At 54.5% G+C, this 19,947-nt stretch carries 12 protein-coding genes; 11 read left to right on the plus strand and 1 reads right to left on the minus strand.

Annotation, left to right across the window (positions count from 1 at the left end):
- Positions 1–140 precede the first annotated feature (140 nt).
- From IAE55_RS01180 to yjcZ, 5 genes are all read left to right on the plus strand, one after another.
- Complete coding sequence (locus IAE55_RS01180; protein WP_200630697.1) at positions 141–1,106, plus strand: ABC transporter permease subunit; 966 nt, start codon at positions 141–143, stop codon at positions 1,104–1,106.
- Positions 1,107–1,131: 25 nt separating this feature from the next.
- Entirely contained in the window at positions 1,132–2,040 is a 909-nt protein-coding gene (locus IAE55_RS01185) for a carbohydrate ABC transporter permease (protein ID WP_145157602.1), read from the plus strand.
- A gap of 40 nt (positions 2,041–2,080) precedes the next feature.
- The gene (locus IAE55_RS01190; RefSeq protein ID WP_145157109.1) at positions 2,081–3,685 is read left to right on the plus strand and encodes an extracellular solute-binding protein; all 1,605 of its coding nucleotides are present in this window, start codon (positions 2,081–2,083) and stop codon (positions 3,683–3,685) included.
- A 53-nt stretch (positions 3,686–3,738) separates the two neighbouring features.
- Positions 3,739–4,467, plus strand: coding sequence for a ThuA domain-containing protein (locus IAE55_RS01195; RefSeq protein WP_200631094.1), 729 nt, complete (start codon positions 3,739–3,741; stop codon positions 4,465–4,467).
- A gap of 115 nt (positions 4,468–4,582) precedes the next feature.
- Positions 4,583–4,696 carry a sporulation protein YjcZ gene (gene yjcZ / locus IAE55_RS01200; RefSeq protein ID WP_089546971.1) on the plus strand — a complete coding sequence of 38 codons (114 nt, stop codon included), beginning with the start codon at positions 4,583–4,585 and terminating at the stop codon, positions 4,694–4,696.
- Between the two features lie 220 nt (positions 4,697–4,916).
- On the opposite strand, the gene IAE55_RS01205 is transcribed toward yjcZ, so the two are convergent.
- Positions 4,917–5,804: a helix-turn-helix domain-containing protein gene (locus IAE55_RS01205; protein WP_105443279.1), complete on the minus strand. Its 888-nt coding sequence runs from the start codon at positions 5,802–5,804 to the stop codon at positions 4,917–4,919.
- A 136-nt stretch (positions 5,805–5,940) separates the two neighbouring features.
- Between IAE55_RS01205 and IAE55_RS01210 the strand changes: the two genes are divergently transcribed.
- From IAE55_RS01210 to IAE55_RS01235, 6 genes are all read left to right on the plus strand, one after another.
- Positions 5,941–6,816 carry a sugar phosphate isomerase/epimerase family protein gene (locus IAE55_RS01210; RefSeq protein WP_105444070.1) on the plus strand — a complete coding sequence of 292 codons (876 nt, stop codon included), beginning with the start codon at positions 5,941–5,943 and terminating at the stop codon, positions 6,814–6,816.
- 12 nt (positions 6,817–6,828) lie between these two features.
- Positions 6,829–7,887 (plus strand): Gfo/Idh/MocA family protein, encoded by a 1,059-nt coding sequence (locus tag IAE55_RS01215; RefSeq protein ID WP_145946199.1) that lies wholly within the window; start codon positions 6,829–6,831, stop codon positions 7,885–7,887.
- Between the two features lie 278 nt (positions 7,888–8,165).
- The gene (locus IAE55_RS01220) at positions 8,166–14,405 is read left to right on the plus strand and encodes an S-layer homology domain-containing protein (RefSeq protein WP_200630698.1); all 6,240 of its coding nucleotides are present in this window, start codon (positions 8,166–8,168) and stop codon (positions 14,403–14,405) included.
- Positions 14,406–14,678: 273 nt separating this feature from the next.
- Positions 14,679–16,400: a TerB N-terminal domain-containing protein gene (locus IAE55_RS01225; protein WP_200630699.1), complete on the plus strand. Its 1,722-nt coding sequence runs from the start codon at positions 14,679–14,681 to the stop codon at positions 16,398–16,400.
- A 5-nt stretch (positions 16,401–16,405) separates the two neighbouring features.
- The gene (locus IAE55_RS01230; RefSeq protein ID WP_200630700.1) at positions 16,406–17,725 is read left to right on the plus strand and encodes an ATP-binding protein; all 1,320 of its coding nucleotides are present in this window, start codon (positions 16,406–16,408) and stop codon (positions 17,723–17,725) included.
- Positions 17,722–19,923: a DEAD/DEAH box helicase gene (locus IAE55_RS01235; protein WP_200630701.1), complete on the plus strand. Its 2,202-nt coding sequence runs from the start codon at positions 17,722–17,724 to the stop codon at positions 19,921–19,923. The genes IAE55_RS01230 and IAE55_RS01235 overlap by 4 nt, the downstream gene beginning before the upstream one ends.
- The last annotated feature ends 24 nt before the right edge of the window (positions 19,924–19,947 follow it).

The following is a 19,947-nucleotide window of genomic DNA, read 5'->3' on the forward strand; positions in this document are numbered from 1 at the left end:
TCCGCTCCAAAAGTCCGGAAAGTGACATCCTTACGTCCGGATCGGACGGTTGGCGTGGCTGCGCGGACAGACTTTTCCGTACCCGGGAGTCCGGATAACGGCGGCAAGAGGTCCGATTAAGCTCCTCAAGTCCATTTATAATGAGTCTTGTTCCGAAAGAAAGGAGAGAGGGGGGACCTGCGTTGAAATCAGAGTCATCCGGCTTCCGGCGAACCTGGGGAAGAATCGAAAGGAATTGGGGGCTGTACGTGCTGCTGCTGCCGGCGGCGATACTGCTGCTGCTGTTCTCCTACAAGCCGATGTACGGCGTCCTCATTGCGTTCAAGGATTACAGTCCGGCGCTGGGCATTATGGGAAGTCCCTGGGCAGGGATGAAGTATTTCGAGAAATTTTTTCATTCCTACCAATTTAACATCACGATCAAAAATACGCTGATCATCAGCCTGTACAGCATCGTGACCTTCCCGATCCCGATCGTATTGGCCTTGATGGTCAATCAGATGAGGGCGAGCCGGTTTAAACGTTTTTTTCAAACCGTGACGTACATGCCTCATTTTATCTCTACCGTCGTCATGGTCGGCCTGATGCTGATCCTGCTGTCTCCAGGGAGCGGCCTGATCGGCAGCATCTACCGGCTGTTCGGTGCGGAGGCACCCAACATCATGGGATCGGCCGGGATGTTCAGCAGCGTGTATGTATGGTCGGATGTGTGGCAGCATGCGGGATGGGACAGCATTATCTACATTGCGGCGCTGTCAGCCGTAGATCCGAGCCTCTATGAAGCGGCAACCGTAGACGGGGCCAGCCGCTGGCAGAAAATCCGTTACATCGATATTCCGATGCTGATCCCGACGGCCGTCACCCTGTTTATTTTGCGGATGGGCGGACTGCTGGGCGTCGGCTTTGAGAAAGTGTATCTGATGCAGAACAACTTGAACATCTCATCCAGCGAAGTCATTTCCACGTACGTGTACAAAATCGGTCTGCTCAGCAGCCAGTACAGCTTCTCATCGGCCATCAACCTGTTTAATACGCTGATCAACTTTGTGCTGCTGATCCTGGTAAACCAGATTTCCAAAAAGCTCAGCAGCAACAGTCTGTGGTAAGGGAGGGAATAACACCGTGGAAGCCATGCAGGCAGCAAGCACCGCCACCGGAAGGGCCGGCGGCCGATCATCCGACCGCGTTCTGGAAGTTTTGCTCTACATCGTCGCGGTGCTGCTGCTGATCGTCCTCATGTATCCGCTGTATTTTATCGTCATCGCCTCCTTCAGCGATCCCTCGGCTGTGGGCAACGGCCAGGTATGGCTGTTTCCGCGAGGCTTTACGCTTGACGGCTACAAAGAGCTGCTGAAGCATGAGAACATTTGGATCGGATACCGCAATACCATTCTCTACACGGTCGTCGGCACAGCGATCGGCCTGATCGTGAACGTATCAGCCGCTTACGCATTGTCCCGTAAAGACCTGGTCGGCCGTAAGGCGATTTCCCTGTTTTTTATTTTCACGATGTTTTTTAGCGGCGGCTTGATTCCGACCTTCCTGACCATCCGGGATTTTCACATGTACAATACGTTCCTGGTAATGGTGCTGCCATTTTCGGTCGTCGTTTACGACATCATCGTAGCGCGGACCTTTTTCCAGACCAGCATACCGGGGGACCTGTGGGAGGCGGCCCAGATCGACGGGTGCGGCAACTTGCGCTATTATGTCCTGGTCGTGCTGCCGCTGTCCAAGGCGGTCATCTCCGTGCTCGCTTTGTGGATCGCCGTCGGCTACTGGAACTCCTATTTTAATGCTTTGATTTATTTGAAAAATCCTAATTTGTATCCGCTGCAGTTAATTCTGAGAAACATCCTGATCACGAATCAAATGCAGTCGAGCCTCGGCAGCGGGGAAGCGGCCAATATCGCGCTGCGGCTGGCGAACATGATGCGGTATTCGGTCATTATCGTATCGACCCTCCCGATTATGTGCCTGTACCCGTTCGTGCAAAAGTACTTCAACCAAGGGGTGATGATCGGAGCGGTCAAGGAATAAACGGCAAGGCCACTTAATAAATATTAGGGGGATTTCTGGAATGGGCAAAAAAAGAACCGGTAAACTGTTGGTTACCTTGGGGCTGGTGTCCACGCTGCTGATCGGTGTGACGGCGTGCAGCGGCGGCGACTCCGGCGGCAAAACGGCCGAAAGCAGTGACAGCTTCAATCAAACAGGCCTTCCCATCGTGAAGGAGCCGATTACGCTGAACGTGCTGACCGTCCGATGGGGAAATATGGGGGACACATTCACGAAGAACACCTGGCTGCAAAATTTGGAAAAAGAAACGAATATCAAGATCAACTGGCAGGTCATGTCTTCCAACGATTGGGGCGAGCAGAAATCGATCATGCTGGCCAGCGGCACGCTGCCGGATATCGTCTTCGGGGACATCGCTTTCTCCGACTCGGATATCGTGAATAATCTCAGCCTCTTCCAGCCGCTGGACGATTATATTGACAAGTACATGCCGAATTTGAAAGCGGCCATGGAGGAGTCGCCGGAGCTGAAGAAGCTCAGCACGTTCCCGGACGGAAAAATGTACTCCCTGCCCGCAAGGCTGCCGTCCCGTCCGGTGACGCAGAATCAGCCGGTCATCAACAAAGCCTGGCTGGACCGCCTTGGGCTTCAGGTTCCCGAGACGATTGATGAGCTGCATCAAGTGCTGAAGGCTTTTAAAGAAAACGATCCGAACGGAAACGGTAAAAAGGACGAAATTCCATACAGCGGATCCGGCGACATCAGCATGGACCTGCTCAATCCATTCGGCATTACGGACCTGAATGGTACCGGCATGATGATCAAAGACGGCAAACCGGTGTATTATCCGACATCCGAAGAATACAAGGAAGCGATTAAGTGGGCGCATCAGCTGTTCTCGGAAGGACTGATCGACCAGGAGCTGTTTACCCAGGACAACACAATGCTGACGGCCAAGCAGCAAAATCCGGACGTATCGCTGGTCGGCTTCACCCATCAGTGGACGCCGGATGCGGTGTTCGGCAAATGGAAGGACGAATATGTCACCATTCCGACGATTTCCGGACCGGACGGTAAGCGTTATCAAGTCGGCGATCCGAACGGGCTCAGCTACCGGCGTAACGAGCTGCTGATCACCACGACATGCAAATATCCGGAAGCGGCAGCGCGCTGGGCGGACCAGTTCTATACGAACGAAGCCAGCATCCAAAACTTCTGGGGCGCCATCGACACCGTCATTAAGAAAAACGACGACGGCACCTATGCCCTGATGAATCCGCCGGCAGGGACCAGTGCGGATGCGTGGTATTGGGAGTCCTCTGTCCGTGATTTTGGCCCGAAATACGTGAGCCCGAGCTTTGAGAAAAATATTATCCTCGACCCGAGCAACGGGGACGGCCTCAAGCTGACCATCGACAAGCTGGGCAAGGATTACGTTACGACCCCGTTCCCGAATGTCATGTACACCGCTGAGGAATTTCAGGAGCTCCCGACGCTCACGACCGATATCGATACGTATGTGCGGACGACCCGCGCACAGTGGATTACAAAGGGCGGTATCGACGAGCAGTGGGACGCTTACATTAAAAAGCTGAATGAGATGGGTCTGGAACGGCTGGTGACGATCCGGACGGATGCCTATGAGCGTTACAACAGCGTAAAATAGCGCGCCGGACGATTCCAGACCGTCAGTATCGGCTTTTCGAAGGAGTGCTGAACATAATGAAAGTTACGGTCTGGAATGAGTTTCGTCATGAGCAGCGGCATGCCGCCGTCCGCGAGATTTATCCGGATGGCATCCATGGCACGATCGCCGGATTTCTAGGGAAGGCCGGATTGACGGTTGCAACGGCGACGCTGGATGAACCGGAGCACGGATTGACCGATGAGGTGCTTGCGCAGACGGATGTGCTTGTCTGGTGGGGTCATCTTGCCCATCATGAAGTCCAGGATTCGGTCGTGGACAGAGTGTACCGCCGGGTCATGGACGGGATGGGTCTCATCGTGCTTCACTCCGGCCATGCCTCCAAAATATTCGGCCGGCTGCTCGGAACGCCGACCGGGCAGCTGAAATGGCGCGAGGCGGACGACAAGGAACGGATCTGGGTCATTAACCCGGCTCATCCCATTGCCGCCGGGCTCGGCGAGTATATCGAACTGCCGAAAGAGGAGATGTACGGGGAGCATTTTAATATTCCGGCGCCCGATGAGCTGGTGTTCGTGTCCTGGTTTGAGGGCGGGGAAGTATTCCGCAGCGGAGCCGTATTCTATCGTGGACGGGGCAAAATTTTCTACTTCCGCCCGGGTCATGAAACCTATCCGACTTATCATAACGAGGAAATTCAGCGGGTGATCACAAACGCCGTGCAATGGGCTGCTCCCAGCGGGGCGGCGGCCCCGGTCTACGGCAACCGGGCGCCGCTGGAGCCTATCCAGGTTAAGGGATAAAGTGCCCTGCATTACAACAGCACATATTGGCGGGAACCTTCCTCTTAGCCCGCTCCTCTCCCAAGATCGAATCATAGAATGTGATGTATTCCGGATACGAAGGAGGGACTCGCACATGAGTGAAGTAGCTGGTGTTGGATACGGTGGCGGAATGTGGGGGAACAGCGTAGCTGCCATTCTCGTTCTGTTTATTCTCCTGGTCATTATCACCAAGGCATTTATCTATTAATCTCTCAAAGGGCTTAGCTATCAGCTAGGCCCTTTGCATTTGTACGGTAGCTGAAAATGGAAGCCCGAAGAAAAGTTGGGTACGTATAACAAGGGAGTCTGTGCGAACAACCCTGTGTTATCGTCCTGATGTTTACATAATCTTCATTACGTAAATCTGCAAACGGATCGCACCTGCTTTCTTTGGACCAAATGGAGTTTTGGCACCGGGCCAATCCTATTCAGCTTTTTCTTTCCCTGGTTGGTGTCGTCCCCATGTATTTTTTATAGAGCTTCGTAAAATAATTCGGATTGTCAAGCCCTACACGCGAAGCGATTTCCGTCACGGACTCGTTGGTTTCGGTCAGGAGCCGCCGGGCTTCCTTTACTCGGCAGATGTTAACGTATTCAACAAAAGTGCGGCCCGTCAACCGCTTGAACAGCTTGCAGAAATAGTGCGGATTCAGGCTGACCTGCCTGGCCGCCTGCTCAACGGTCATCTTATCCGAAAAGTTCGATTCGATATGCCGGATCAGCTGCTTAAACCTCTCCCGGTTGGGAAAATAAGCGTTATGTGCCTCTGCTTCGAGCATGCTCGGATTATTCTCCCTGGCCAACAACGTCAATAAGAGATGCAGTCTGGATTTCACGGTCAGCTGGTAAGCCGGAGGCTTGGAGCTGAGTTCCCGGATGATCTCCTCCAAGTGGGCCCAATAACCGGGATGCCCTTCTTCAAAAGAGCTAATTTTCACAGGGAACCGAAGCCGGCCTTCCAGATAGGGGGCGACGTATTGAATATGTATAGGATCATGCAGCCAGTCATTAAACAGGGAAGCATTGACGACAATGCAGTCATAATGGACGTCGCCTTCGGCGAGGGAGTAGCCTACGTGAAGGCTCCCGCCGGGAATGATGAGGACATCCCCTTCAGCTGCAGCATACGGGCGGCTGTCGATATGGAACACGGCGCTGCCGCGCTTCATGACAAGCAGCTCAAAATGCTCGTGCCAGTGCAGGTACAGAATACAGTGGCCGGCGCGGGCGGCAAGGCAGCGGTTTTGAAAAAGCTGAAACGGATAAGCGGTATTTTCCAGCGCGGTATCTTCCCATAGGTCCCTGGGATAGGTCATTTCCACACCCCCTCAAAATCAGACTAGTATTCCACAAGATCGGTTAGAGAAAACGGCGGTTCTCCCGGCTATAATGGTGATGTTATGAATACTATATGTCAATATAGGAGTGATCACAATATTGGATACCAACATCATGCGTATCGGAACGCTGGTCGGCGGCGCTGACGCGGTCCGGGTGATCCCGCAGATCGTCAAGCACGGCTTTGAATCGTTTAATCTGACCTTTTGGCAAACCTCGGGTGGCACCGATCTGAAGGAGCTTGCTGCGCGAGTGAGAGAGCTGGCGGATGAGCATGATTTCGTTATTTCGGCCATCAGTGTGTTCGGCAATCCTTTGACCGGGGAAGGCAACAATGAGGATACGCTGGCGACGTGGGAGCGGCTGATCGATCATGCCCATTTGTTCGGCACTGAAATTGTATCCGGTTTCACGGGCCGTTTGACAGGACGTCCCATTGACGAATCCATCCCGAAATTTGCAGAGGTATTTGGAGAGCTGGCGCGGCGGGCGGCAGATCAAGGCGTCAAACTGGCGTTTGAGAACTGCGACATGGACGGCACCTGGAAGACCGGGGATTGGAATATCGCCCATGGTCCGGCTGCGTGGGAAATGATGTTCAATGCCGTGCCGGCGGACAATCTCGGACTGGAATGGGAGCCGTGCCATCAAATGGTCAGCCTGATCGATCCGATCCCGCAGCTTCGCAAATGGGCCCCGAAAGTGTTCCATGTGCATGGAAAAGACGCCACGATCGCATGGGATGTCGTCAGAGAGCATGGCGTTCACGGCAATCAGCCGTTCGTCTGGCACCGGACGCCGGGATTCGGCGACAGCAACTGGGCGGACATCATCACCATTTTGCGGCAGAACGGATATCAGGGAACGATCGACATCGAAGGCTGGCATGACCCGGTTTACAGGGGCGAACTGGAGATGACGGGCCAGGTTCACGCATTGAATTATTTAAAACGGTGCCGGGGCGGGGATTTCATCCCGAATCCGGTGTAGGAGGACAAGCAGATGACTGCGAAGTACAAAGTCGTCGTCGCAGGCTGCGGCGGCATGGCGAATACCTGGGTCGATTACGCGGCCGGGCGGGAAGACACCGAGATCGTCGGATTGGTGGATATTAAAAAGGAAGCGGCGCTGGCGATGGCTGAGCGCAAGTCGCTGAACTGCCCGGTATTTACAGATGTCAAGGAAGCGATTCAGGCCTCGGGAGCCAATCTCGTTTTTGACGTGACCATTCCTTCAAGCCATCATGGTGTGAGCGCGACGGCTCTGGAGCTGGGCTGCGACGTATTTGCAGAGAAGCCGCTGGCTGAAACGATGGAGGACTGTCTGGACATTGTCCGGAGATCGGCGCGGACCGGGCGCACGCATGCCGTGATGCAGAATCGGCGTTACGACCCGCGCATCCGGGCCTTCCGCAAGCTGATTGCCGAGGGAACGATCGGACGGACGGGATTTATTGGGGCAGACTTCTTTATCGGCGCCCATTTCGGCGGCTTCCGCGAAGCGATGGCCAGCCCGCTGCTCCTGGATATGGCGATCCATACGTTTGATCAGGCCCGCCTCATTACGGGAGCCAATCCGGTCTCCGTATACTGCCACGAGTTTAATCCTCCGGGATCCTGGTATGAGGGGAATGCCATGGCGATCTGCATCTTTGAGATGTCCGACGGCACGGTGTTCAACTACCGCGGCTCCTGGTGCGCCGAGGGGATGCCGACATCCTGGGAAGCATCCTGGCGCGTCACCGGAGAAAAGGGGACGGCCGTTTGGGATGGGCACGGCGAACCTTATGCCGAAGTCGTAGCCGAAGGGGATCAGGACGGCAAGTTTATCCGCGAATATACGCGCGTACCCGGCGTGCTTGATTCCATGCGCAACACCTTTCATCACGGCTGCCTGGACGAAATGTTCGCGGCGCTTGAAGCGGGGCGCAAGCCGGAAACGGACTGCAGCGACAACATCTACAGCATGGCCATGGTGCTGGCTGCGCTGGAAAGCGCCAAGACGGGCAGCAAGGTGCTGATCCGGGAAGTGATGGAGGCGGGCCCTGCGGTGCAGGCATAACCCGTTAATCCAACTTATCAAGGCGGATGATGTTTATCATCCATTTCGTTTGCTGTTGCATGACATGACAAGGACTGCAGGCTTTTGCTGCAGTCCTTTTTTGCTGCGTCAAGTGTAAGATATACGCCTTCATCGCTTTACCGGATGACTGAAAATTTAATGAGATTAATGATCACTTTACATTCCAATGACATGGCGTAAATAAAAACTCACTACACTGAAGTATGCAGACATCAGGATGCAGACAACATTTCATGAGTGAAGGAGAGACTTACCCATTGAAGAGGACTAGTAAGCTGCAGCGCAGCGTGTCCGCCGTGATGCTTGGCAGTATGCTGATCAGCGCAGCAGCACCCGTCAGCTACGCAGACGGCCTGAACGATCAAACCGCGCCTGTCGTTACGGCGGAGCCGGTGAACGATCCCACCGCCCCCGCAGCAGGCAACAGCACGAACACGGAGACCCCGCAGGAGGGTCAGCAGACGCAAAATACGCTGCAGATCGCTCATCAGGCACCTGCTGAAGTTTCGGCCGATCAGGATTTCACGGTGAGCGCAGCCATCACAGGAGTAGCCGCTGCTGGTTGGTCAGGCGTCGTGAAGTATGCGGTGGACGGGAACACCGAAGCATCGGTACCGTTGGTACAGGTCGAAGGCAAGCAGGATACATACAATGCAATCATTCCAGCAGAGGCGCTAAAGGGCACGATTCTGAATTATTCGATAACGCTGCTGGACGAGCAGTCCAAGGTGCTCCAGACAATCTCTTATAGCGCGCCAATTAAGGGCAGCGAAACAGAACCAGGCACCGGGCAGGATACGGTAGCGAACATTTCCGCAGCCGGGCTGCCGCTGCTGATTACCGAGATGGTTCCGGATACAGCCAACGTGGCTGGTGTTTCAGCAGATGCTTACGAATATGTCGAAGTTTATAACAATACGGATCAGAACATCAATTTTAAGGACTATTCTTTCTTTTACAATAATAAAGACAACTGGACGCCGGTCAGCAGCGGGGATATGATCATTCCCGCGCACAGCCCGGCAGTTTTCTGGATTATAAACGAGAACAACAAAGGCGAGACCGAGGAAGCCTTTAACGAAAACTACGGTACGAGTCTGGTTGAGGGGCAGAACCTGTTCCGGATCAACGGTGGCGGTGGCATGGCCAATGGCAGTGCCAGGACGCTGTCCATTAAGGACAGCATGGGCAGCATCATTGTGACGGCATCTTATGAGGCCCAGCACGTCAAGATGAATCAGGGGATCCTGTTTCAGCACCCGGTCGAAGGCAGCGTGCAAATGGCGGTGATGCCTGCTTCCGGACAAGTCCCGGCGACACCGGGAACGGTTGACTCCGCACAGCTCGTTCCGGTCGAGGTGCCGGAAGGAAGCGAGACGGTCATCATCCATACGCCGCAAACATCCGTCGAAGTGAAGGACCTCGAGATTCAGGCGCATGTCGAGAATCCGGGCAAGAACAGCGACGGCACTCCGGCTCCTGTGCAGCTGCTCTACAAAACGCCTGGACAAACGAGATATACGGTGATCCCGATGGCAGACGCTCAAGGCACGGGCGACTATAAGGCGACCATTCCGGCCTCGGCGCTGGTTGAGCCCCAAATCGATTACCGCATCGCAGCCAGCCAAACGGAGAAAGCATACTCCGTCAAGGTGAACCTGCCCGAGTTTGATCCGGCTAAGGCACCTCCGCTGCTGGTCACGGAGCTTGTCCCGAATACTACGAACGTGACCGGGACGTCGACCGACGCATATGAAGCGATTGAAGTGTACAACAATACGGACCAGCCGGTTTCTTTTAAAAACTATAAGCTGTTTTACCGTTATCCGGATAAAGGGGCGGCTGGTGATGTCGTATGGCCGTCGACGAAGGAGGACTTTGTCATCCCATCTAAGGGAACGGTCGTTTTCTGGATCAAAAACAGCGCAAACCAGTCATACACGGCGGAACAATTCAACGATTTCTACAAAACGAATCTGGTAGAAAACCAAGACTTGTTTATGATTCAGAGCGACGGGATGTCCAATTCCGGGCGTCGCGCGATTGTCATTAAAACGAATACCGGCAAGGAAATATCGGCGGCTTATTATGACGCGGATACCTTGTACGAGAACGGCACCAAAGGCGACGAAACCAAGGAAAATATGGGGCTGCAGTATGCATACCCTCAGAACGGCAGCACGACGATGATCAAGGCAAGCACCGGGACTCAAGCGGCATCGCCAGGATCGGTAGAGACCTCTCAAGTTCCAAGTGAGCCGGTCCATCAAGAAGAGGACAGCAATCCTCCGACGATCGAAGATGTAACGAAGGTTAAGGAAAACGAACAGTCGAAGAGCCTCGAGCTGATCGCCGATGCGCGGGACGACAAGGAAGTCCGGTCCGTTCAGGTATACGTTCGCTCCGACAAGCAGAGCGATTATACATTGCATAATCTGTCCGAGGACTTCAATGATACGATGTACCACTACAAGCTGTCCTCTGCCGAATTGATCGGTCGAAAATATATCGAATATTATTTTGCTGCGTCGGACGGCGTAAACGAAATGAAAACCGACCCGGTCAAAATAGTCGTTACGGGTGGACCGGATTCTTCTCCACTTCGGCTGAACGTGAAGGACCAACAGATCATTAAGGGGACAAGCACCATTAAAGGCACGGCCGAATCCCTAGGATCGGACAAACTGCAGCTAAGCATTGACGGCAAACTGGTTGCGGATGGCAGCACGTTCACCCAGCTTGAGCATGACGCTTACTTTGTTTTCGATGCAGTCAATGTTGACTATTACTTCAAAAATGCGGTAACGATGGGACCGGCAGAGCTCGGAGACAAATCGATCTTGTATACGTTCCTGGACCCGATCACAACGTATACGACGCTTTCGTTCCCGATCAGCGCCGATCGTCTTAAGGCGGATGAGGACAATATCATTTATGTTCGCGCCGGTTCCAAAACGGGCCCGTTTGACGATCGACCGGAAGAGAACAAGGACGATTTTGAGATCAAGAACGTAAGGCTCGTGCTGGCGGACGGAACCGAAATCTGGGATCCGGCCTATGCTGTTAAAGATCAAGTGATCAAAATGGGGGATTCCGCCGGAAAAAACGAGTCCGTTGGGTTCAAGTTTAACCTGACTGCCGACCAGCTGAAGTCCAAGGCTTACGCCTGGAACACGCTCGAAGCGACAGACGGCCCGCACGAAATCAAAGTGACAGACGGAACGGATGAATATAAGTCTACCGTAATCGTGGATAATACGCCTCCGGAGATCAAGCCATCGATCGAAAACGGCAAGGAATACCGCGGTGAGTTTACGCTGGATGCCGAAATCGAGGACGCTTATGCGGGTGTGGATAAGGTTGATGTGAAGCTGGACGATCAGAGCATCAAGCTTCCGTATCAAACTTCGTCCGGATCGCTGAAAGGCGGAGAACATTCGCTGACCATTCATGCGGTGGACAAAGCGGGGAATGAAACCACACGGACCGTAAAATTCATAGTGCCGGACGAGAATCCGCTGGCTCCGGAGCTGATCAGCCCGCAGCAAGGGCAGGCGAACGTGGGAAGCAGCGCCAATCTGACCGTCAAGGTGCAGGACCCGAGCCAGGACCCGATGAATGTGCTCTTTTACAAGGGGTATAAATACGACGGAAGCCGGACGGAGGACTTTACAGGGTACTTGAACGCTTCGGTGACCGAGCCTCCGAAGGAAATGGTTCCTACAGGCGAAACGCAAATGAATCCGGGGGATTACGCCAAAATCAGTGCGGAAGACGGCCAATATTTAGTGAACGAGTCGGTAGACAAGTTCCCTTACCAGCGATTCGAAGTGAAGCTTGACCCATCCGTGAAAGCGACGGACCGCGTGGATATTCACTGGAAAGGAAAGTCGCTCGAAGGCCGCAAGGTCAGCTTGTATGCCTGGAGCCCAGCGCAGAGCAAATGGATCCAGCTTGATCATGTGATCGCCGGAACCGAAGACTTTGAGCTGAACGCAACCGTGAAGGCGGGAGATTATGCGTCCGGCCAAGCGATCGACGTCATGGTGCAGGACGAAATCGCCGCGGCGGCGGAGGGTGCGGCCGCAGGCACCAAGCCTTCGCCGGAGCAGGAAGATCCTTACGACTTCTCATTCGTCTGGATGTCCGACACTCAGTACTATTCGCAGAGTTATCCAAAAATTTATCAGGATATCGTCAACTGGATCGCTGCCCAGAAGGAAAAAATGAATATTCAATACGTCATTCACACGGGCGACGTCGTCGACAAATCCTATGAGGAGTATCAGTGGGTCGAAGCCGACAAGGACATGAAGGTGCTGGAGAATGCCGGCATTCCTTACGGCGTACTGGCTGGTAACCACGACGTTGGCCATCAGGATAACGATTATACGAAGTTCAAAGAGTATTTCGGAGAGGACCGGTTTAAGAACAACTCGACGTTTGCCGGTTCCTATGACAACAACCGCGGTCATTATGACCTGGTATCTTCGAACGGAAACGATTTTATCATCGTCTACATGGGTTGGGGTCTCGGGGACGACGAAATCGAATGGATGAACGAAGTGGTGTCCAAGTATCCGGAACGCAAAGCGATCCTGTGCCTGCATGAATATATGCTCGTATCGAATAACCGCGCACCGATTGCGGACCAAATTTTCGAAAAAGTGGTGAAGCCGAACAAGAATGTCATCGCTGCACTGTCCGGGCATTATCACGACGCGGAGCTCAAGGTGGATGAGCTTGATGACAACGGCGACGGTGTGCCGGACCGTAACGTCTATCAGATGCTCGCGGATTACCAGGGAGCGCCTGAGGGCGGGCTGGGTTACATCCGTCTCATGCAGTTCGATATGAAAAACAACAAGCTCCACATCAAAACGTATTCGCCATATTTGAACGATTATAACTACTATGATCCGCAGGAAAATCCGGGCAAGGACGAGTTTGACCTGGACCTGGATCTACAGCCGAAAACCAAGCGGGTTGCGACGGATTACATCAGCGTCAAAGTGTACACCGATAGCGAAATCGGAAGCAGCCGTGATGTGGTCAGCGGGTCCCAGGCATCTGTCTTATGGAACGGGCTGCCTGCGGACAGCTACCAGCAGTGGTATGTAAAAGCGGAAGACGCGCACAGCGGCAGCACGCTCTCCGATATTTGGGGCTTCTATACCGGGAAAAACAATTCCGGCAACCCTGGCGGCGGTAACGGAGGAAACAACGGGGGCGGCAGTGGAGGCAACGGTGGCGGAAATGGCGGCGGAACAACGCCGTCACAACCGGGTAACGGAAACGCCACTTCCCCTGAAACACCTTCTAATCCTGGAACAGGCGGCAATAAGGGAACCGTGGTGCTGAAGCCGGGCACGAACGGAAGCTATCAGGTCGATGCGAAGGCATTAGACCAGGCCATGACCGAAAGCACGAACGGCAAAATCGTCATCACGCTCGACGGAGAGACCGGCCAAGGACAACAGGCGGCTTCCTTGTCCCTGCCTGCAGCCAGCGTGGCCAAAGCCAAACAAAACGGTCTGTCGCTGATCGTTGCCGGACCTGACATGACGGTTACGGTGCCTGCGGCATCGTGGCCGGGCTCGCTGACCGATGCACAGCAGCTGGTGCTGCGTATGGATGCGACGATGAACAGTACAGCCAGCCAGGCTGTACGAGATGCCATCGGCTCCCAATCCGACTATAGTCTCGCCGGACCGGTGTACACACTTAAGCTGGTCAAGGTCAATGGTCAGGCGGAACCCGAAATCCAGAATCTGAGCGGCCCCGTTACGGTTGAGGGTAAGCTCACCCCAGAGCAGCTGCAAAAATTGGATACCGATTACGCTGGGGTTTATGAGCTGGGCAGCGGCCAGCCTAAATATCTCGGAGGTCGCTTCAGCAGCGGCTCCGTGAGCTTTACGGCAGATCACCTTGCTCCGTTCGCTGTGCTGGAGTATCATAAACAATTTGCAGATGTGAACGGCTCCTGGGCGGACGAATACATCGGTAAGCTGGCAGCCAAACATCTGGTCAACGGAATCGACGAGAACCGATTCGGGCCTAAGCTGAACGTCAGCCGTGCGGATTTCCTCACACTGGCGATGCGAATGATGGGCACAACTTCGCAAACTTCGGGAAGTTCGGCATTTGCGGATGTTCCGGTGGACAGCTATTACGCCGGCGCGGTGGCTGAGGCCGCAAAACTCGGACTCATCCAAGGCAGCGGCGGCAAGTTCAGGCCTCAGGATCCGATCAGCCGCGAGGAAGCTGCGTCCATTGTGGTGAAGCTGGCCAAAGCGGTGAACTGGAGCGGCGAATCGACTGCATCCAGCAGCTTTGCCGACATACAAAACGTATCCGGATGGGCGAAGCAGGCTGTTACGGAAGCCGGTCAATTCGGTCTGATGAACGGCAAAGGCGGCGGCAAGTTCGATCCGCAGGGTCAAGTCACCCGCGCAGAAACAGCGAAAATGATGTACACGCTCATCGCGCAAAAATAGCATGAATAAAAAGAGGGGGAAAGCGGCGGTTAAGCCTTCCTGCCTGCCGCAAGCCGGCGCCAGAAATTTTGGCGCCGGCTTGTGTGCGTTTCGATTCCGGCCTTGAAACCGGCGAACGTGCGTTCTATAATCAACACATACAATGAAATTGAAATTCCATAAAGTTTCGGGGCTGCCATGATATAATATTTTTAATTCATGATGTTAGTCTTGCTAATCTAGATTGGCTGGTTTGGATTTAGTTTGGAAATCACCGGTTAGGGATGGATATACGTGAACAATAACGAAAGAGGACCCATTGAATTTACGGAAATCGACCTGGGCGGAGATGCCGGAGAAGGCATGCGCATTCCCGCCCGGGACCCCGCGGCCGTCACTCCGTCGAAATCCATAACGTTTAGTATGGAGAGCCGGGAGCAGGCCTTTGCTGAGGAAGCGCTTGGAAGAGCGGATGAAGCTGGCGAGCCGGCCCCATTTGTTCCTTTTATGAGCTATTGGGCGACTTATCAGCAGATGACCGAGGCTCAGCGGAAATGGTATTTTTACTGGAGGAGCGAAGTGCGGCAGGGTCGTTATCATCGTACGGATCTGTCCTATATCTTCATATACGTTTATGAGCTGATTCATCAAGTCGGCTGGACCGATCCCAGAGAAGGATACAAGCTGCTGGATGAGATTTGGACGGCTTACCGGGATAAGTTCCCCAGGCTGGATCATTATTTAAAGGAATGGACTGCCGACTTTGTGCTTATTCACAAGCTTGATATTCCGTTGATTCACATTACGCAAAGGGCGGGCAGCTTGCTGTCCCATGAGCTGATGGATTTGGAGCTCGTGCGATTGTTCCAAGAAAAACCGCTGCAGATTCCGATGGAATTGCTGCTTATTTTAAGCGATTATGATGTCCAGGACAGCAGGTTTTATGTGGAAGCGGGCCAAGAGGATTTAGATTATCATATTCCGCGGATCCTATCGCTGGCTGCCGGTTATTTACGCGAAAAGGAAAACGATCAATGGAAGGAATTGTTTGCACCGGATATTCCGCCAAAAACAACTGAACGGTATTTGTTCCACAGAGCGGTGTACGATGCCCGTTTGTATGGGCGTTTACTTCCGGTGACCACAATTCCGATCCGCAACCATGCTCCGCTGCGGAGCTGGGTGACGCAAATTATCCGGTACACGGAAAACAAGCTGCGGGAACATCGCGGATTTAAGGGGCGTTTAAGAGGTGTAGAAATCGCCCCCTCGATCGAGCGTCTTGTCGAGCTTTATCTGAAGCGTGAGCTGACCGGCCGCCAGGAGGAAAGACCGGCGATTGTTATCGATTCGGACAAGCTCGCTTCACTGCAAAAGGACACCGAATATGTCCGGAGCATGCTCACCGTTGAAGAACCGGGCACGACAGAGGAGAAGGACGAGGAAACGGTTGCCCCTGCAAATAAGCCGAGCGCCGTCCATTCGGATACGTCTGGTGAAGGTTCGATTAGCGATCCGGTCGTTGCTCTTCATTCTGAAGAGTCAAGGGAACCTGCAAGCGTTCCGGAGGCGGATCCCCGGTTGGAGTTGGGATCTGGCCAAGTAATGGATACAGCTGTAAGCTCTGATCAGGAACCTGCCCCCGTACCGGAGACGGATTACAGTCCGGCACTCCTTGCAGACGATGATCATGCAGCAAGTACAGATTCGAGGACCTCAGAATCCGTCGAAGCGACGAATGCCGACTCGGCAGCTTGGGACACCTCCGGGCTGGATGAGGAATGGGCCCGCTTTGCTGAGATGCTGGCACCATACCAGCTGGAGGCGCTGCGTGTTTTGACAGGATCAATTCCGAATGCAGACTTAGACCAAGTGGCTGACCGTCACGGGACGATGCCCGGTTTGATCATCGATGAGATTAATGACTTGGCCATGGAGACGATCGGCGACCTGGTCATTGGCGGGGACCGAATCGCCCAGGAATATATGGATTGCTTTGAGAATTTGAAAGGATGAAACGAATGAATGAAGTGAAGATACCCAAAAGGCTGACCACTGCGCTCGTGAATTCATTGACGGCGGGTGTCGTACCCCGCGTAGGGCTGGAGCATGTCGCCGTGGGACGCCGGGCCGAAGTGGACGCCATATTAAGGGATATGGACAACATCGCCGAAGGAGGAGCGGGCTTCAAATTTATCACCGGCCGTTACGGCAGCGGAAAAAGCTTTCTGCTCCAGACCTTCCGCAATTATGCCATGGACCGCGACTTTGTCGTGGCGGATGCCGATTTGTCTCCGGAACGGAGGCTGGTTGGGACGAAGGGCCAGGGATTGGCAACGTACCGTGAGCTGATGACCCATTTATCTACCCGCACACGGCCGGACGGGGGAGCTTTGGAAGCCATCCTCCAGAAGTGGATCGCCGGCCTGCAGCAGTCCGCGATGCAGGAGAAGGGACTCCGTCCGAATGACGCTGGACTCCATGAAGAGGTGGAGCAGCGGATTTTCACGGTGACTTCGCAGATGCAGAGCCTGGTGCACGGGTTTGATTTCGCCAAGGTACTGTCCGTCTACTGGAACGGTTATAAGCTGGGGGACGACGACCGTAAGCAGGCGGCACTGCGCTGGCTTCGCGGTGAAATTCCGACGAAGACGGAAGCGCGGCGGGAGCTTGAGGTGGGCGTGATCATCGATGACGACAACTGGTACGATTACATGAAGCTGTGGGCGGAGTTTACGGCAAAAATCGGATATAAAGGACTGCTGCTGTTCATTGACGAAGCGGTCAATTTGTACAAAATTACGAACAGCGTTTCCCGGCAGAGCAACTATGAGAAGCTGCTGACGATGTTCAATGATACGATGCAGGGGAAAGCCGAACATCTCGGCATCTTTATCGGGGGAACGCCCCAGTTTGTGGAAGATGAGCGCAGGGGACTCTTCAGCTACGAAGCACTGCGCTCCCGCCTGATCGAAGGCCGGTATGCGGGAAGCGGCTTCGCCAATTACTCCGGACCGATCATTAAGCTGGAGATGCTGTCGAGTGAAGAAATTTTCATCCTGCTGGAAAAGCTGACGCGGATTCATGCCACGCATTATGGATATGAGCCTGCAGTAGGAAGCGGCGAAATCATTACGTTTATGGAAAATGCGGCCGGCCGGCTCGGAGCGGATGAGCTGCTGACCCCGCGGGAAGTGATCCGCGATTATATGGATCTGCTTCATACCCTGCATCAGAATCCGGGAATTACCTTTGAGCAGCTGGTCGGGGAGCGCAGCGTGAAGCCGGCGGATGCCGACCCGGACGAAGTCAGCGACTTTTTGGCGGAGTTCGAGCTATGAGTGGTAACCCGTTTTACAAGTTGGCCCCTTTCATTCAGGAGTATATTTACAAAAAAAGGTGGGACACGCTTCGGCCGGCACAGGTTGAAGCGCTCAATATCTGCTTCGGTACGCGGAACCATCTGCTGATCGCGGCGGGTACGGCTTCCGGCAAGACGGAGGCGGCCTTCTTTCCAGCCATGTCCGAACTGCACGAGCGGCCGGCGAAATCTGTGGGGATTTTGTACATTGGACCACTCAAGGCGCTCATTAACGACCAGTTTGAGCGTATGAAGGACCTGCTGATCGAATCGCGGATCCCGGTATGGCACTGGCACGGTGACGTATCTCAGGCGGAGAAAACGAAGCTGATGCGAAATCCTTCGGGCATTCTGCAAATTACTCCCGAGTCGCTGGAAGGGCTGCTGATGAACCGGCCAAATGCGATCCCGGCGCTATTTCAGGACCTCAGATACATCATTATTGATGAGGTTCATGCGTTTATGGGCGCAGACCGGGGGATTCAAGTGCTGAGCCAGATCACCAGGTTAGAGCGGATGGCGGGCTGCCGTCCTAGACGAGTGGGCTTGTCCGCCACTTTGAGCGACTACGATTCCGCAACCGCCTGGCTCGGTGCGGGCAGTCCCGAGCAAGTATCCGTGGTCACATCGCCGGGCGGCCGCAAGCTGCGGCTTCGGGTCGACCATTTTTCGTTTCCCGATGCGAGGGACGAGGAGCAGGCGGAGCAGCTGCAAAACGCACGCAAAGCGTACTACGAGTATATTTACGAGACGACGCACCTGAAGAAGGCGCTGATTTTTACGAACAGCCGGTCCGATGCCGAGCTGACGACGCTGGAAATGCGCAGAGTCGCGGCCAGACGCAGCCAGCCGGACGTCTTTTATGTGCATCATGGCAGCATTTCAGCCATGCTGCGGGAGGAAGCCGAAAGCGCGCTGAAGATCGGGCCGGGTCCGGCCGTGGCGGCGGCAACGCTGACGCTGGAGCTGGGCATCGACCTGGGGGAACTGGAGCGGGTGGTACAGCTCGGCGCGCCGTACAGCGCATCCAGCTTCGTCCAGCGGCTTGGCCGGTCCGGACGCAGGGGCGACTCCGCTTCGGAAATGCTGTTTGTCGTACAGGAGGAAGAAAATGAAGAAGCACCGCTTCCGGCCAGAATGCCCTGGACCCTGCTTCGGGCCATCGCGGTCATCGAACTCTATGTGCGCTATAAATGGGTGGAGCCTCATGATATCCGCCGGATGCCTGTCGGGACGCTGTACCACCAGACAATGAGCATGCTGAAGAGCATAGGGGAATCCGAACCCTCCGAATTGGCGCGTGCGGTCCTTACGCTTCCTTCGTTTAAACATGTGACACCTGATGAGTTCAAAGTGTTTCTCAGCTACCTGATCCAGACCGACCACATTCAATGGACCGAGGAACAGACCCTCATCATCGGGCTGACGGGGGAGAAGATCGTGAATAACTACCGTTTTTATGCGGTGTTTAAGGATGATGAGGACCACGTCGTGTATAACGGCTCCGAGGAAATCGGCTCCATCACGACGGTACCGCCGCCCGGTTATTGCTTCTCCTTGGCCGGGAAGCTGTGGAAAGTGGTGGAGGTGGACACCAAGCACAAAGCCGTGTATGTCAAGGCGGCCAAAGGCAAGGTGGACACACTGTGGCTTGGATCGGGCGGCGACATTCACACGAAAGTGATGCGAAAAATGAGAGAAGTGCTTGCCGATTCCGCGATTTATCCGTACTTGTCGCCACAGGCGGTGAATCGTTTGGAGCGAGCCCGGCGCCTGGCTAGAGAAAGCGGACTGCTCCGCGATATCGTCATTCCGGCCGGCGGCGATTCGCTCTTTGTGCTGCCGTGGGTCGGCAGCAAGCAGTTCCGTACGCTGGAACGGATGCTGAAGCACCACTTGGCGGATCGCCTCTCCCTGAGATCCATCGTGCCGATGGAGCCTTACTATATGGTCGTCGCCGGCAACAGCGATGCCGGGACGCTGATCCAGGAGATCGCGGCCGAATGCTCCCGGTGCGGCGAAGAACAGCTCCTCGCTCCGGAAGAAGCCCCGTACCTCGGCAAGTACGATGAATTTGTCGCTCCGGATCTGGTTCGCCGCGCGTTTGTCGTCGATGGGCTGGACCTCAAAGGGCTGAGAGAAGGAATTTTGGGAGAGCCAGCGGGGTTTTCTTCCTAATGGATACGAACGGGGGGACATGAA

The organism is Paenibacillus sp. S28 (genome assembly GCF_016624415.1).
Lineage (GTDB): Bacteria > Bacillota > Bacilli > Paenibacillales > Paenibacillaceae > Paenibacillus_AQ > Paenibacillus_AQ favisporus.

Excerpts from the sequence above, each read along its gene's own strand:
- IAE55_RS01180 (WP_200630697.1), top strand. The coding sequence starts at position 141 with ATGAGTCTTGTTCCGAAAGAAAGGAGAGAGGGGGGACCTGCGTTGAAA.
- IAE55_RS01185 (WP_145157602.1), top strand. The coding sequence starts at position 1,132 with ATGCAGGCAGCAAGCACCGCCACCGGAAGGGCCGGCGGCCGATCATCC.
- IAE55_RS01190 (WP_145157109.1), top strand. The coding sequence starts at position 2,081 with ATGGGCAAAAAAAGAACCGGTAAACTGTTGGTTACCTTGGGGCTGGTG.
- yjcZ (WP_089546971.1), top strand. The coding sequence starts at position 4,583 with ATGAGTGAAGTAGCTGGTGTTGGATACGGTGGCGGAATGTGGGGGAAC.
- IAE55_RS01205 (WP_105443279.1), bottom strand. The coding sequence starts at position 5,804 with ATGACCTATCCCAGGGACCTATGGGAAGATACCGCGCTGGAAAATACC.
- IAE55_RS01210 (WP_105444070.1), top strand. The coding sequence starts at position 5,941 with ATGCGTATCGGAACGCTGGTCGGCGGCGCTGACGCGGTCCGGGTGATC.
- IAE55_RS01215 (WP_145946199.1), top strand. The coding sequence starts at position 6,829 with ATGACTGCGAAGTACAAAGTCGTCGTCGCAGGCTGCGGCGGCATGGCG.
- IAE55_RS01230 (WP_200630700.1), top strand. The coding sequence starts at position 16,406 with ATGAATGAAGTGAAGATACCCAAAAGGCTGACCACTGCGCTCGTGAAT.
- IAE55_RS01235 (WP_200630701.1), top strand. The coding sequence starts at position 17,722 with ATGAGTGGTAACCCGTTTTACAAGTTGGCCCCTTTCATTCAGGAGTAT.